Origin of the sequence: Pseudomonas sp. FSL W7-0098 (assembly GCF_005930585.1) — a bacterium.
Lineage (GTDB): Bacteria > Pseudomonadota > Gammaproteobacteria > Pseudomonadales > Pseudomonadaceae > Aquipseudomonas > Aquipseudomonas bubulae.
In genome coordinates this window covers 241,281-256,328 of sequence record NZ_RXHW01000008.1, presented here as the reverse complement: position 1 = coordinate 256,328, position 15,048 = coordinate 241,281, and the positions used below count along the sequence as shown (strand labels likewise).

The window sequence follows — 15,048 nt, the reverse complement described above, 5'->3', positions numbered from 1 at the left end:
TGGGGTTTCCCCATGTGAGAGTAGGTCATCGTCAAGATTAAATTCCAAACCCCCTGTCTGCTCACGCAGACAGGGGGTTTGTTTTTGTGCGCGGAAAAGCGGTCGCAAGCTTCAAGCTGTGTGCTCTCGGCTTGCCCCAAGCTGTTAGCTTGCTGTGTGCGCGGGGTTTCTATGCAATGGCGCCGCTCATGGCTATCATGCGTGCCTCATTGTGAGGCGATACATGCATGCTGACGTTGTTGAAACTCCTCAAAGATGGTCGATTCCACTCAGGGCAAGCGCTTGGTGCTGCACTTGGCGTTAGCCGCAGTGCAGTCTGGAAGCAGCTCCAGCTTTTGGAATCAAACCTGAACCTGTCGATTCATAAAGTTCGTGGTCGTGGCTATCAGTTAGCTGCACCGCTTGAACTCCTTGAGCAGGACCAGTTGACTGCCAGCCCATGGCCTGTCTCTATTCATGATTCATTAGACTCCACCAATGCCGAGGCCTTGCGCGCGATCGACAGTGGCACTGCGGCGCCGTTTGTTGTTACGGCTGAGCGGCAAACTGCTGGTCGTGGACGAAGAGGCCGCAAATGGGTCAGTCCTTTCGCAGAAAATATCTACTACAGCCTTGTTCTTCGCATGGATGGCGGGATGCGCCAGCTTGAAGGGCTTAGCCTTGTGGTTGGTCTGGCAGTACTGAGTGCGCTTCGCGGGGTGGGGATATCTGACGCCGGCCTCAAATGGCCAAATGATGTGCTCGTAGGCAACAAGAAAATTGCCGGCATTTTGCTTGAGTTGGTCGGCGATCCGGCTGATGTGTGTCATGTGGTTCTGGGGATCGGCATTAACGTCAATATGCGGGTGGCCAGCGAGGTAGATCAGGCCTGGACCTCGGTATTTCTCGAGTCAGGTCATTCGGTAAACCGCAATGCGCTGATTTCGAAACTCAACGATAGCCTGCTTGTGTATCTGAATCGCCATGCTACCGAGGGCTTTTCGGCATTGCAGGCGCAGTGGGAGCAAAACCACTTGTGGCAGGGTCGTGAAGTCTCTCTGATAGCTGGAGTGCATCAGGTGGATGGTACTGTCATGGGTATTGATCAGCAGGGCGCGCTGCGCATGAGTGTCAATGGCGAAGAGAAAGTGTACAGCGGCGGTGAGCTTAGCTTGAGGTTGCGCCATGATTCTTGAGATGGACTGTGGCAACAGTTTTATAAAGTGGCGTGCCCTTGACGCGGGGGTGGCGGTGGGTGGGGGCGTAGTTGACTCTGATGCTGCGCTGCTGGCCGCGGTGTTGGCCGTTCCGGGGTTGAACATCACCCACTGCCGGTTGGTCAGTGTGCGCAGTGATGATGAGACATCGAGCCTGGTGGCCTCCATCGTGACGACCTTTGGTGTGGCTGCACAGTGCGCGCAGCCTGCAAGGAGTGCCGCAGGTGTGAGTAACGGTTATGAGGAGTTTGCCCGTTTGGGGCTCGATCGCTGGCTTGCCGTGGTTGGTGCTTTTGAGTTGGCGAAGAGCGCGTGCCTGGTACTGGATTTCGGTACGGCGGTAACGGCGGACTTCGTGGCTGCTGACGGTCAGCACCTGGGCGGGTTTATTTGTCCCGGGATGCCTTTGATGCGCGATCAGTTGCGCACTCATACACGCCGTATCAGGTATGACGACCTCTCTGCGGAGCAGGCCTTGCTCCAGCGTACGCCCGGGCGTACGACGGTTGAGGCTGTTGAACGTGGGTGTTTGTTGATGCTGCGGGGCTTTGTGATGACCCAGCTGGAATTGGCGCGCGAGTACTGGGGAGAAGACTTTGAAGTTTTTCTTACCGGCGGTGACGCAAGCCTGGTGAAGGATATGGTTCCAGAAGCGCGCTTGGTGCAAGACCTGGTATTTGTCGGTTTGGCGGTGGTTTGTCCCCTTCCTTGAGGTTTCTATGCGTTGGCTGTTTCTGCTGCTGGTTGTACTGAATGTCTTTTATTACATATGGCACCAGCAAGAGGCTCCGTTGAGGGCCAAAGAAGTTGTTTCCTTGTCTTTGTACAAGGGCAGTCATCAGGGCATACGTCTGCTTGGCGAGGTGCCGCCGGCAGGAGGGGGAGGTGCAGTCGCCATTGACCAGGCGCTGAGTGCGCAATGCATGTTTTTAGGCAATTTACCTGCGCAAGAACAGCTGCACGGCCTGCAGCGCAGGTTGTCTGAGATGGGGATAGCATCTACGCAAGTCGAAGGTGAGCAGGCTGAAATGCCTGGCTATGCCCTCAAGATCAGCCCGCAAGGCACTGCTGCGGCCAGTGAAATGGTTTTGCAGAACCTTGTTAATGAATTCAATGGGTTAAAATACAAAAAAATGCGCTGTGAGGGCTTGCAGCTACCCGATAGTTTGCATAGAATGGCGCCCGCTCCACAGTGAACGCCAAACAGGCTACTAGGTGTGAAGCGAGTCAAGTTGCTAACTTCCTGATTTAATTGAAGAAAGTGGTTGACATAAGGTTGGAATGATGTAGAATTCTAACCAGCTCAGGAGGGGTTCCCGAGCGGCCAAAGGGATCAGACTGTAAATCTGACGTCTACGACTTCGAAGGTTCGAATCCTTCCCCCTCCACCATATTTAAGCTAGAGCAGCAAGATTTGCGGGTGTAGTTTAGTGGTAGAACCTTAGCCTTCCAAGCTAATGATGCGGGTTCGATTCCCGCCACCCGCTCCAGTCTAGCTGTTTTCGCGACATGTTTTGCTCTTGTAGCTCAGTTGGTAGAGCACACCCTTGGTAAGGGTGAGGTCAGCGGTTCAAATCCGCTCAAGAGCTCCATATAACAAGGCAGATATGAAAATATCTGCCTTTGTTTTAACAGGTGCATAGCCTGTCTGGGGTGTTTGCTGGTGGCGCTGTTTTTAGGTGTCGCTGCCCTGGTTGGTTGTTACGGTTGTGAGTAGCTCGCATTCTGCTATTCGCTGGCAATTCTCTGCTTGGACAGGGTTGATTGCAAAAGTAATTGCGCTTGTTGTTGAAAAGTCTCTCTCGTGTCGGCATAATCCGCGGCTCGATAATGTTTTAGGTCAGTAGCTCAATTGGCAGAGCGACGGTCTCCAAAACCGTAGGTTGGGGGTTCGATTCCCTCCTGACCTGCCAGATTCGCTCATTGCGTCTGGCTTTCTTTTCACAGGATCCTCTTTGATGACTCCCAAGGCTGAAGTTCAAGGCTCTCGCTTCGATCTCCTCAAGTGGCTTGTAGTGGTAGCTCTTGTGGTGGTTGGCGTTGTTGGGAATCAGTATTATTCTGGTTCGCCGATCCTGTATCGCGTCATTGCACTTCTTGTGATTGCTGCTGTTGCTGCCTATGTGGGCTTGCAGACGGCAAAAGGCAAGTCGTTCGCTGTCCTGGTAAAGGAAGCTCGTACTGAGATTCGTAAAGTCGTATGGCCAACTCGCCAAGAAACTACGCAGACCACGTTGATCGTGGTGGCTGTTGTTCTTGTTATGGCGTTGCTGTTGTGGGGTTTGGATTCCCTGCTCGGCTGGCTCGTTTCCTTGATTGTTGGCTAAGGGTGTCCCGTGGCTAAGCGTTGGTACGTAGTGCATGCTTATTCGGGTTACGAAAAGCATGTTATGCGCTCTCTGATAGAGCGTATTAAGCTGGCAGGCATGGAAGATGGCTTCGGCGAAATTCTGGTTCCCACTGAAGAAGTGGTTGAAATGCGTAATGGCCAGAAGCGCAAAAGCGAACGCAAGTTCTTCCCTGGTTATGTGCTGGTTCAGATGGACATGAGCGAAGGGACTTGGCACTTGGTCAAGGACACTCCGCGTGTCATGGGCTTCATTGGTGGTACTGCTGATAAACCGGCACCTATCACTGACAAAGAAGCAGAAGCAATTCTGCGTCGCGTAGCTGATGGCAGCGACAAGCCCAAGCCGAAAACACTGTTCGAGCCGGGCGAAGTTGTCCGTGTTACCGACGGTCCGTTTGCCGATTTCAATGGCACGGTCGAAGAAGTTAACTACGAAAAGAGCCGCATTCAAGTGGCGGTGCTCATTTTCGGTCGCTCTACTCCGGTAGAGCTAGAGTTTAGCCAGGTCGAAAAGGTCTAGTTAAACACGAATCCCAACCCCATGGCCTAGGCTGTGGGGTTTTGTCGTCACTGGGATAAACGCGCAAGTAACCGGGGAGCCTCTTTAGGCGATTGAACCCGTAATTGGAGTGCCTCATGGCTAAGAAGATTACCGCTTACATCAAGCTGCAAGTGAAGGCCGCTCAGGCTAACCCAAGCCCACCTGTTGGCCCGGCTCTGGGTCAGCACGGCGTGAACATCATGGAATTCTGCAAGGCTTTCAACGCCCGTACTCAGGGTATTGAGCCAGGCCTGCCGACTCCAGTGATCATCACTGTATACAGCGACCGTAGCTTCACGTTCGAAACCAAGTCGACCCCTGCTTCGGTTCTGCTGAAGAAGGCTGCCGGTCTGACTAGCGGTTCCGCTCGTCCAAACACCGTTAAGGTTGGCACTGTAACTCGTGCTCAGCTGGAAGAAATCGCGAAAACCAAAAACGCGGATCTGACTGCAGCTGATATGGAAGCAGCCGTGCGTACTATCGCCGGTTCTGCTCGTAGCATGGGCCTTAACGTGGAGGGTGTGTAATGGCTAAGCTGACCAAGCGTCAAAAGGCAATCGCCGGTAAAATCGAAGCTGGCAAGTCTTACAATTTTGTAGATGCTGCTGCTTTGCTGGCTGAGCTGTCGACTGTAAAATTCAGCGAGTCTTTCGACATCGCCGTTAACCTGGGCGTAGACCCACGTAAATCTGACCAGGTTGTTCGTAGCGCTACTGTGCTGCCACACGGCACTGGCAAGACTGTACGTGTTGCTGTGTTCACTCAGGGTCCAGCTGCTGAAGCTGCTCTGGCTGCCGGCGCTGATCGCGTTGGTATGGACGACCTGGCTGCCGAAATGAAAGGCGGCGACCTGAACTACGACGTAGTTATTGCATCCCCGGACGCAATGCGTGTTGTTGGTCAGTTGGGTCAGATCCTGGGCCCACGTGGTCTGATGCCTAACCCTAAGGTTGGTACTGTAACTCCAGACGTAGCCACCGCTGTTAAGAACGCGAAGGCTGGTCAGGTTCGTTATCGCACCGACAAAAACGGTATCATTCACACTTCCGTTGGCAAGATCGGCTTCGACGCCGTTCAGCTGAAGGAAAACGTTGAAGCCCTGATCGCTGATCTGAAGCGTATCAAACCAGCTTCCTCGAAAGGTATTTATGTTAAGCGCGTAACCCTGAGCACCACTATGGGCCCGGGCCTGGTCATCGACCAGGGTTCCCTGGACGCGTAAGACAAAATTGGCGCAGTCAAATGCGCCAATTGAAAGATTGGGGTCCCTGCCTGGCGGGGGCTATCCAAGACCGTAGGCGGCGAAAGCCTTAAACCTCAAGCCTACGCAGATGGTGCTCCCGGTTCCTTACCGAATCAGACACCAAAACGACATCAGGCCTCGGCCAGATGAAACGGTAACAAGCAGGAGTTAAACCCGTGGCAATTAAACTCGAAGACAAGAAGGCCATCGTCGCTGAAGTCAACGAGGCTGCCAAAGTTGCCCTGTCCGCTGTTGTGGCTGATGCCCGCGGTGTGACAGTAGGCGCTATGACCGGACTCCGTAAAGAGGCTCGTGAAGCTGGCGTTTACGTACGTGTTGTACGTAACACCCTGCTCAAGCGCGCTGTTGCTGACACTGAATACAGTGTTCTCAACGACGTGTTCACTGGCCCGACCTTGATTGCATTCTCGCAAGAACATCCGGGCGCTGCTGCTCGTATCTTCAAAGAGTTCGCAAAAGGTCAGGATAAGTTCGAGATCAAGGCAGCTGCGTTCGAGGGCAAGTTCCTCGCAGCTAATCAGATCGACGTACTGGCAAGTCTGCCGACCCGTGACGAAGCAATTTCTCAGCTGATGAGCGTGATTCAAGGCGCTACCAGCAAATTGGCTCGTACTCTGGCGGCCCTTCGCGACCAGAAAGAAGCTGCTGCAGCCTAAGGCTGAGCGACTCCTTTCAGCGTTTATTGTTTATTTCGATGGCCGCGTAGGCTGTCACCCCAATACAGGAATTTATAGTCATGTCTCTGACTAACGACCAAATCATCGAAGCAATCGGCGAAAAATCCGTTCTGGAAATCGTTGAACTGATCAAAGCAATGGAAGAGAAGTTCGGCGTTTCTGCTGCTGCTGCTTCTGCTGGTCCTGCTGCTGCCGCTGCTGTTGTTGAAGAGCAAACTGAATTCAACGTTATGCTGCTGGAAGCTGGCGAGAAGAAAGTTAACGTGATCAAGGCTGTTCGTGAGCTGACTGGTCTGGGCTTGAAAGAAGCCAAGGCAGTAGTTGACGGCGCTCCAGCTATGGTACTGGAAGCTGTTGCTAAAGAAGCAGCTGACAAAGCCAAGGCTACCTTGGAAGAAGCAGGCGCTAAAGTCGAGCTGAAGTAAGCATCGACCTTGCGTTTCCAGCCCAGGCGTTAAGCTGAGGCTGATGGCTGGTGGCTCTTGCCACCGGCCTTTTTCCGTTATTGGCAGCCGACTAGGTTGGTGCCTTTAACGTGCTGTAACCACCCTGTGCGGTGGAGCAAACCAAGGGGTTTGCACGATTTTCTGGCTGCTCCCGTCGGGAGAGGCCAAACAAGCAGGTGACCAAGCTGGGGAACGCTGATGGCTTACTCATATACTGAGAAAAAACGTATCCGCAAGGACTTTAGCAAGTTGCCGGACGTCATGGATGTGCCGTATCTCTTGGCAATCCAGCTGGATTCGTATCGTGAATTCTTGCAGGCGGGAGCGACTAAAGATCAGTTCCGCGACGTGGGCCTGCATGCGGCCTTCAAATCCGTTTTCCCGATCATCAGCTACTCCGGCAATGCTGCGCTGGAGTACGTCGGTTATCGCTTGGGCGAACCGGCATTTGATGTCAAAGAATGCGTGTTGCGTGGCGTAACGTACGCCGTACCTTTGCGGGTAAAAGTTCGTTTGATCATTTTCGACAAAGAATCGTCGAACAAAGCGATCAAGGACATCAAAGAGCAAGAAGTCTACATGGGTGAAATCCCCCTGATGACTGAAAACGGTACCTTCGTAATCAACGGTACCGAGCGTGTAATTGTTTCCCAGCTGCACCGTTCCCCGGGCGTGTTCTTTGACCACGACCGCGGCAAGACGCACAGCTCCGGTAAGCTGCTTTATTCCGCGCGTATCATTCCTTACCGTGGTTCGTGGCTCGATTTCGAGTTCGACCCGAAAGACTGCGTGTTCGTGCGTATTGACCGTCGTCGCAAGCTGCCTGCATCGGTATTGCTGCGCGCGCTGGGTTATACCACTGAGCAAGTGCTGGACGCGTTCTACACCACCAACGTGTTCCACGTTCAGGGTGAGAGCATCAGCCTGGAGCTGGTTCCACAGCGTCTGCGCGGTGAAATCGCGGCCATCGATATTACCGATGACAAAGGCAAGGTGATTGTTGAGCAGGGTCGTCGTATCACTGCCCGTCATATCAACCAGCTGGAAAAAGCCGGTGTCAAAGAGCTCGTTATGCCTCTGGACTATGTCCTGGGTCGCACAACGGCCAAGGCTATCGTGCATCCGGCTACTGGCGAAATCATTGCTGAGTGCAACACCGAGCTGACCACTGAAATCCTGGCAAAAGTTGCCAAGGGCCAGGTTGTTCGCATCGAAACGTTGTACACCAACGATATCGACTGCGGTCCGTTCGTCTCCGACACGCTGAAGATCGACTCCACCAGCAACCAACTGGAAGCGCTGGTCGAAATCTATCGCATGATGCGTCCAGGCGAGCCGCCAACCAAAGACGCTGCCGAGACTCTGTTCAACAACCTGTTCTTCAGCCCTGAGCGCTATGACCTGTCTGCGGTCGGCCGGATGAAGTTCAACCGTCGTATCGGTCGTACCGAGATCGAAGGTTCGGGCGTGTTGTGCAAAGAAGACATCGTTGCCGTGCTGAAGACCCTGGTCGACATCCGTAACGGTAAAGGCATCGTCGATGACATCGACCACCTGGGTAACCGTCGTGTTCGCTGTGTAGGCGAAATGGCCGAGAACCAGTTCCGCGTTGGCCTGGTACGTGTTGAACGTGCGGTCAAAGAGCGTCTGTCGATGGCTGAAAGCGAAGGCCTGATGCCGCAAGACCTGATCAACGCCAAGCCTGTGGCTGCGGCGGTGAAAGAGTTCTTCGGTTCCAGCCAGCTGTCCCAGTTCATGGACCAGAACAACCCTCTGTCCGAGATCACCCACAAGCGCCGTGTTTCTGCACTGGGCCCGGGCGGTCTGACGCGTGAGCGTGCGGGCTTTGAAGTTCGTGACGTACACCCGACTCACTACGGCCGTGTTTGCCCTATTGAGACGCCGGAAGGTCCGAACATCGGTCTGATCAACTCCCTGGCTGCCTATGCGCGCACCAACCAGTACGGCTTCCTCGAGAGCCCGTACCGTGTAGTGAAAGACGCACTGGTAACCGACGAGATCGTTTTCCTGTCCGCCATCGAAGAAGCTGATCACGTGATCGCTCAGGCCTCGGCCACGATGAACGACAAGAAAGTGCTGATCGACGAGCTGGTTGCTGTTCGTCACTTGAACGAATTCACCGTCAAGGCGCCGGAAGACGTCACCTTGATGGACGTTTCGCCGAAGCAGGTTGTTTCGGTTGCAGCGTCGCTGATCCCGTTCCTGGAACACGATGACGCCAACCGTGCGTTGATGGGTTCCAACATGCAGCGTCAAGCTGTACCAACCCTGCGCGCTGACAAGCCGCTGGTAGGTACCGGCATGGAGCGTAACGTAGCTCGTGACTCCGGCGTTTGCGTCGTGGCTCGTCGTGGCGGCGTGATCGACTCTGTTGATGCCAGCCGTATCGTGGTTCGTGTTGCTGATGACGAAGTTGAAACTGGCGAAGCCGGTGTCGACATCTACAACCTGACCAAATACACCCGCTCCAACCAGAACACTTGCATCAACCAGCGTCCGCTGGTGCGCAAGGGTGACCGTGTACAGCGTAGCGACATCATGGCTGACGGCCCGTCCACCGATATGGGTGAACTGGCGCTGGGTCAAAACATGCGCATCGCGTTCATGGCCTGGAACGGTTACAACTTCGAAGACTCCATCTGCTTGTCGGAACGAGTTGTTCAAGAAGACCGCTTTACCACGATCCACATTCAGGAACTGACCTGTGTGGCACGTGACACCAAGCTTGGGCCTGAAGAGATCACTGCAGACATCCCTAACGTGGGTGAAGCTGCACTGAACAAACTGGACGAAGCCGGTATCGTTTACGTAGGTGCTGAAGTTGGCGCCGGCGACATTCTGGTAGGTAAGGTCACTCCGAAAGGCGAGACCCAGCTGACTCCGGAAGAGAAGCTGTTGCGTGCCATCTTCGGTGAAAAAGCCAGCGACGTTAAAGACACCTCCCTGCGCGTACCTACCGGTACCAAAGGTACTGTTATCGACGTGCAGGTCTTCACCCGTGACGGCGTTGAGCGTGATGCTCGTGCACTGTCGATCGAGAAGACCCAGCTGGACGAGATCCGCAAGGATCTGAACGAAGAGTTCCGTATCGTTGAAGGCGCTACCTTCGAACGTCTGCGCTCTGCTCTGGTTGGCCGCATTGCCGAAGGTGGTGCCGGTCTGAAGAAAGGTCAGGAAATCACCAATGAAATCCTGGACGGTCTTGAGCATGGTCAGTGGTTCAAACTGCGCATGGCTGAAGATGCTCTGAACGAGCAGCTTGAAAAGGCTCAGGCTTACATCATCGATCGCCGTCGTCTGCTGGACGACAAGTTCGAAGACAAGAAGCGCAAACTGCAGCAGGGCGATGACCTGGCTCCAGGCGTGCTGAAAATCGTCAAGGTTTACCTGGCAATCCGCCGTCGCATCCAGCCGGGTGACAAGATGGCCGGTCGTCACGGTAACAAGGGTGTGGTCTCCGTGATCATGCCGGTTGAAGACATGCCGTACGATGCCAATGGCACCCCGGTTGATGTGGTCCTCAACCCGTTGGGCGTACCTTCGCGTATGAACGTTGGTCAGATTCTCGAAACTCACCTGGGCCTCGCGGCCAAAGGTCTGGGCGAGAAGATCAACCTCATGATTGAAGAACAACGCAAGGTCGCTGACCTGCGTAAGTTCCTGCATGAGATCTACAACGAAATTGGCGGTCGTCAAGAAAGCCTGGATGACTTCTCCGATCAGGAAATCCTGGATCTGGCGAAGAACCTTCGCGGCGGTGTGCCAATGGCTACCCCGGTGTTCGATGGTGCCAAGGAAAGCGAAATCAAGGCAATGCTTCGTTTGGCAGACCTGCCAGACAGCGGCCAGATGGTGCTGACTGATGGTCGTACCGGCAACAAGTTCGAGCGTCCGGTTACCGTTGGCTACATGTACATGCTGAAGCTGAACCACTTGGTAGACGACAAGATGCACGCTCGTTCTACCGGTTCTTACAGCCTGGTTACCCAGCAGCCGCTGGGTGGTAAGGCACAGTTCGGTGGTCAGCGTTTCGGGGAGATGGAGGTCTGGGCGCTGGAAGCCTACGGCGCGGCATACACTCTGCAAGAAATGCTCACAGTGAAGTCGGACGATGTGAACGGCCGTACCAAGATGTACAAAAACATCGTGGACGGCGATCACCGTATGGAGCCGGGCATGCCCGAGTCCTTCAACGTGTTGATCAAAGAAATTCGTTCCCTCGGCATCGATATCGATCTGGAAACCGAATAACACGTGACGCGAATCGAGAGCGGGGCTGTATGGCCCGCTCTCTGCTCCGCCAGGAGGAAAGGCCTTGAAAGACCTACTGAATTTGCTGAAAAACCAGGGTCAAGTCGAAGAGTTCGACGCCATCCGTATTGGATTGGCATCGCCTGAGATGATCCGTTCGTGGTCGTTCGGTGAAGTTAAAAAGCCGGAAACCATCAACTACCGTACGTTCAAGCCTGAGCGTGACGGCCTGTTCTGTGCCAAGATCTTTGGCCCGGTAAAGGATTACGAGTGCCTGTGCGGTAAGTACAAGCGCTTGAAGCACCGCGGTGTGATCTGTGAGAAGTGTGGCGTTGAAGTCGCACTGGCCAAGGTCCGTCGCGAGCGCATGGCTCACATCGAACTGGCTTCGCCGGTTGCTCACATCTGGTTCCTGAAATCGCTGCCGTCCCGTATCGGCTTGCTGATGGACATGACCCTGCGTGATATCGAACGCGTTCTCTACTTCGAGAGCTATGTCGTTATCGATCCGGGCATGACCACTCTGGAAAAAGGTCAGCTGCTGAACGATGAGCAGTACTTCGAAGCGCTGGAAGAGTTCGGCGACGACTTTGATGCCCGCATGGGTGCTGAAGCTGTCCGTGAACTGCTGCACGCTATCGACCTGGAGCACGAGATTGGCCGTCTGCGTGAAGAAATTCCGCAAACCAACTCTGAAACCAAAATCAAGAAGCTGTCCAAGCGCCTGAAGTTGATGGAAGCCTTCCTGGGCTCCGGCAACCTTCCGGAGTGGATGGTTCTGACCGTTCTGCCGGTTCTGCCGCCAGATCTGCGTCCTCTGGTACCGTTGGATGGCGGTCGTTTCGCGACTTCCGACCTCAACGACCTGTACCGTCGAGTGATCAACCGTAACAACCGCTTGAAGCGCCTGCTTGATCTGTCCGCTCCGGACATCATCGTGCGCAACGAAAAGCGTATGTTGCAAGAAGCGGTCGACGCACTGCTCGACAACGGCCGTCGTGGTCGCGCTATCACCGGTTCGAACAAGCGTCCTCTGAAATCCCTGGCTGACATGATCAAGGGTAAGCAAGGTCGTTTCCGTCAGAACTTGCTCGGTAAGCGTGTTGACTACTCGGGTCGTTCGGTAATTACCGTAGGTCCGACCCTGCGTCTGCACCAGTGCGGTCTGCCGAAGAAAATGGCTCTCGAGCTGTTCAAGCCGTTCATTTTCGGCAAGCTGGAAATGCGTGGTCTTGCTACCACCATCAAAGCCGCCAAGAAGATGGTTGAGCGCGAGTTGCCGGAAGTGTGGGACGTTCTCGCTGAAGTTATCCGCGAACACCCGGTTCTTCTCAACCGTGCACCGACACTTCACCGTCTGGGTATCCAGGCGTTTGAACCGGTACTGATCGAAGGTAAAGCTATCCAGCTGCACCCTCTGGTCTGTGCTGCGTACAACGCCGACTTCGACGGCGACCAAATGGCCGTGCACGTACCGCTGACACTGGAAGCCCAGTTGGAAGCGCGCGCGTTGATGATGTCGACCAACAACATTCTGTCGCCAGCCAACGGTGAGCCAATCATCGTTCCGTCGCAGGACGTTGTATTGGGTCTGTACTACATGACGCGTGAAGCGATCAACGCCAAAGGCGAAGGTCGTGTATTCGCTGACTTGCAGGAAGTTGACCGTGTATTCCGTGCCGGCGAAGCCGCACTGCACGCCAAGGTCAAGGTTCGTATCAACGAAACCGTCAACGACCGTGATGGCGGCAGCGTGACCAACACCCGTATCGTCGACACCACTGTCGGCCGTGCGCTGTTGTTCCAGGTTGTGCCAAAAGGTTTGTCGTACGACGTCGTCAACCTGCCGATGAAGAAAAAAGCGATCTCCAAGCTGATCAACCAGTGCTACCGCGTGGTTGGTTTGAAAGAGACCGTGATCTTCGCTGACCAGTTGATGTACACCGGTTTTGCTTACTCGACCATCTCCGGCGTTTCCATCGGTGTTAACGACTTCGTTATCCCGGATGAAAAAGCTCGCATCATCGCTGCTGCAACCGATGAAGTGAAAGAGATCGAAAGTCAGTACGCCTCCGGCCTGGTAACCCAGGGCGAGAAGTACAACAAGGTAATCGACCTTTGGTCGAAAGCTAACGATGAAGTTTCCAAGGCGATGATGTCCAACCTCTCGAAAGAGAAGGTAATCGACCGCCACGGCAACGAAGTCGAGCAAGAATCGTTCAACTCGATGTACATGATGGCCGACTCCGGCGCACGGGGTTCTGCTGCGCAGATCCGTCAGCTGGCCGGTATGCGTGGTCTGATGGCCAAGCCGGACGGTTCCATCATCGAAACGCCGATTACTGCGAACTTCCGTGAAGGTTTGAGCGTACTTCAGTACTTCATCTCGACTCACGGTGCTCGTAAGGGTCTGGCGGATACCGCCTTGAAAACAGCTAACTCCGGTTACCTGACACGTCGTCTGGTAGACGTTGCACAAGATCTGGTTGTGACTGAAGTTGACTGCGGTACCGAACACGGTCTGCTGATGACTCCGCACATCGAAGGCGGCGACGTTGTTGAGCCATTGGGTGAGCGCGTACTGGGTCGAGTAATCGCCCGTGACGTATTCAAGCCGGGCACCGAGGAAGTTATCGTTCCTGCAGGCACCCTGGTTGACGAGAAGTGGGTTGAATTCATCGAGCTGAACAGCATCGACGAAGTGATCGTGCGCTCGCCAATCAGCTGCGAAACCCGTTTCGGTATCTGCGCCAAGTGCTACGGCCGTGATCTGGCTCGTGGTCACCAGGTGAACATCGGTGAAGCTGTCGGCGTTATCGCTGCCCAGTCGATCGGTGAGCCGGGTACACAGCTGACCATGCGTACGTTCCACATCGGTGGTGCGGCAAGCCGGACCTCCGCTGCTGACAGCGTTCAGGTGAAGAATGGCGGTACTGTCCGTCTGCACAACCTGAAGCACGTTGAGCGTGTAGATGGCTGCCTGGTTGCAGTATCCCGTTCCGGTGAGCTGGCCATTGCTGATGACTTCGGTCGTGAGCGTGAGCGTTACAAGCTGCCGTACGGCGCCGTGATTTCGGTTAAAGAAGGTGACAAGGTTGACGCTGGCTCTATCGTAGCCAAGTGGGATCCTCACACTCACCCAATCGTTACCGAAATGAAAGGTACCGTGACCTACGTGGGCATGGAAGAAGGCATCACGATCAAGCGTCAGACTGACGAATTGACCGGTATGACCAACATTGAAGTACTTGATGCCAAAGACCGTCCAGCTGCCGGCAAGGACATTCGTCCAGCCGTCAAGATGGTGGGTGTTGATGGCAAGGATCTGCTGTTGCCAGGTACCGACGTACCGGCTCAGTACTTCCTGCCAGCGAACGCCTTGGTCGGTGTAGCGGATGGTGCGGAAATCGCGATCGGTGACGTTATCGCTCGTATTCCGCAAGAAACTTCGAAAACTCGAGACATCACCGGTGGTCTGCCACGGGTTGCTGACTTGTTCGAAGCCCGTCGTCCGAAAGAAGCCTCGATTCTGGCTGAAGTCAGCGGCACCATCGCGTTCGGTAAAGAAACCAAAGGCAAGCGCCGTCTGGTTATTACCCCGAACGACGGTACTGATCCGTACGAAGAGCTGATTCCAAAGTGGCGCCACCTGAACGTCTTCGAAGGCGAACAAGTGAACCGCGGCGAAGTTATCTCCGACGGTCCAAGCGATCCACACGACATCCTGCGTCTGCTGGGTGTGAGTGCGCTGGCCAAGTACATCGTTAACGAGATCCAGGACGTTTACCGTCTGCAAGGCGTAAAAATCAACGATAAGCACATCGAGACCATTCTGCGTCAGATGCTGCGTAAAGTTGAGATTGCCGAGTCTGGCGATTCCACCTTCATCAAGGGCGACCAGATGGAGTTGACGCAGGTATTGACCGAGAACGAGCGTCTGGGCAACGAAGACAAGTTCGTGTCCAAGTTCACTCGCGTCCTGCTGGGTATCACCAAGGCGTCGTTGTCGACTGAATCGTTCATCTCGGCGGCCTCTTTCCAGGAGACCACTCGAGTACTGACCGAAGCGGCGGTAACCGGCAAGCGCGATTACCTGCGCGGCCTGAAAGAAAACGTTGTCGTGGGTCGTCTGATCCCGGCAGGTACCGGTTTGGCATACCACAGCGAGCGTAAGCGCCGCCGTGAGGCTGACAAGCCGTTGCGCGTAAGCGCCAGTGAAGTGGAAGCTGCACTGACCGAAGCGCTGAACTCGAGCGGTAACTGAGTTCTGCGGTAAATGATGGGCGGGCCCCGGCAGTTCCG

11 protein-coding genes and 4 tRNA genes are annotated in these 15,048 nt (G+C 54.7%); all 15 read left to right on the top strand.

Annotated elements, in window-relative coordinates; genetic code table 11:
• Nucleotides 1–227: 227 nt before the first annotated feature.
• The 15 genes from birA to rpoC all read left to right on the top strand — a co-directional run bounded on the left by birA (nt 228) and on the right by rpoC (nt 15,010).
• A complete protein-coding gene (gene birA / locus FHL07_RS16890) occupies nt 228–1,175 on the top strand; it encodes a bifunctional biotin--[acetyl-CoA-carboxylase] ligase/biotin operon repressor BirA (protein ID WP_095019088.1) in 948 nt (315 codons plus the stop codon).
• Entirely contained in the window at nt 1,165–1,908 is a 744-nt protein-coding gene (locus tag FHL07_RS16885) for a pantothenate kinase (RefSeq protein ID WP_095019087.1), read from the top strand. The genes birA and FHL07_RS16885 overlap by 11 nt, the downstream gene beginning before the upstream one ends.
• A gap of 7 nt (nt 1,909–1,915) precedes the next feature.
• Nucleotides 1,916–2,392, top strand: a complete 477-nt coding sequence (locus tag FHL07_RS16880) for a hypothetical protein (RefSeq protein WP_138738717.1) — start codon at nt 1,916–1,918, stop codon at nt 2,390–2,392.
• Between the two features lie 110 nt (nt 2,393–2,502).
• Nucleotides 2,503–2,587: transfer RNA gene (locus FHL07_RS16875), tRNA-Tyr, on the top strand.
• 25 nt (nt 2,588–2,612) lie between these two features.
• A tRNA-Gly gene (locus FHL07_RS16870) sits at nt 2,613–2,686 on the top strand.
• Between the two features lie 26 nt (nt 2,687–2,712).
• Nucleotides 2,713–2,788 (top strand) — tRNA-Thr (locus FHL07_RS16865).
• A gap of 245 nt (nt 2,789–3,033) precedes the next feature.
• Nucleotides 3,034–3,109: transfer RNA gene (locus tag FHL07_RS16860), tRNA-Trp, on the top strand.
• Nucleotides 3,110–3,154: 45 nt separating this feature from the next.
• Complete coding sequence (gene secE, locus FHL07_RS16855) at nt 3,155–3,523, top strand: preprotein translocase subunit SecE (RefSeq protein ID WP_016779165.1); 369 nt, start codon at nt 3,155–3,157, stop codon at nt 3,521–3,523.
• 9 nt (nt 3,524–3,532) lie between these two features.
• Nucleotides 3,533–4,066, top strand: coding sequence for a transcription termination/antitermination protein NusG (gene nusG, locus FHL07_RS16850; RefSeq protein ID WP_026014126.1), 534 nt, complete (start codon nt 3,533–3,535; stop codon nt 4,064–4,066).
• A gap of 116 nt (nt 4,067–4,182) precedes the next feature.
• On the top strand, nt 4,183–4,614 hold the full coding sequence (gene rplK / locus FHL07_RS16845) for a 50S ribosomal protein L11 (protein WP_008008888.1): 432 nt from the start codon (nt 4,183–4,185) through the stop codon (nt 4,612–4,614).
• A complete protein-coding gene (gene rplA / locus FHL07_RS16840; protein WP_016779167.1) occupies nt 4,614–5,309 on the top strand; it encodes a 50S ribosomal protein L1 in 696 nt (231 codons plus the stop codon). Before rplK ends, rplA begins: the two co-directional genes overlap by 1 nt.
• A gap of 197 nt (nt 5,310–5,506) precedes the next feature.
• Nucleotides 5,507–6,007, top strand: a complete 501-nt coding sequence (gene rplJ / locus FHL07_RS16835; RefSeq protein ID WP_016779168.1) for a 50S ribosomal protein L10 — start codon at nt 5,507–5,509, stop codon at nt 6,005–6,007.
• Nucleotides 6,008–6,087: 80 nt separating this feature from the next.
• A complete protein-coding gene (gene rplL / locus FHL07_RS16830) occupies nt 6,088–6,453 on the top strand; it encodes a 50S ribosomal protein L7/L12 (protein ID WP_016779169.1) in 366 nt (121 codons plus the stop codon).
• A 219-nt stretch (nt 6,454–6,672) separates the two neighbouring features.
• Nucleotides 6,673–10,746 carry a DNA-directed RNA polymerase subunit beta gene (gene rpoB / locus FHL07_RS16825; RefSeq protein ID WP_016779170.1) on the top strand — a complete coding sequence of 1,358 codons (4,074 nt, stop codon included), beginning with the start codon at nt 6,673–6,675 and terminating at the stop codon, nt 10,744–10,746.
• Nucleotides 10,747–10,810: 64 nt separating this feature from the next.
• Entirely contained in the window at nt 10,811–15,010 is a 4,200-nt protein-coding gene (gene rpoC, locus FHL07_RS16820) for a DNA-directed RNA polymerase subunit beta' (RefSeq protein WP_094999501.1), read from the top strand.
• Nucleotides 15,011–15,048: the final 38 nt, after the last annotated feature.

Coding starts and splice junctions, on each gene's coding strand:
- secE (WP_016779165.1), top strand. CDS start 3,155: ATGACTCCCAAGGCTGAAGTTCAAGGCTCTCGCTTCGATCTCCTCAAG.
- FHL07_RS16880 (WP_138738717.1), top strand. CDS start 1,916: ATGCGTTGGCTGTTTCTGCTGCTGGTTGTACTGAATGTCTTTTATTAC.
- rplA (WP_016779167.1), top strand. CDS start 4,614: ATGGCTAAGCTGACCAAGCGTCAAAAGGCAATCGCCGGTAAAATCGAA.
- rplK (WP_008008888.1), top strand. CDS start 4,183: ATGGCTAAGAAGATTACCGCTTACATCAAGCTGCAAGTGAAGGCCGCT.
- FHL07_RS16885 (WP_095019087.1), top strand. CDS start 1,165: ATGATTCTTGAGATGGACTGTGGCAACAGTTTTATAAAGTGGCGTGCC.
- birA (WP_095019088.1), top strand. CDS start 228: ATGCTGACGTTGTTGAAACTCCTCAAAGATGGTCGATTCCACTCAGGG.
- rpoB (WP_016779170.1), top strand. CDS start 6,673: ATGGCTTACTCATATACTGAGAAAAAACGTATCCGCAAGGACTTTAGC.
- rplL (WP_016779169.1), top strand. CDS start 6,088: ATGTCTCTGACTAACGACCAAATCATCGAAGCAATCGGCGAAAAATCC.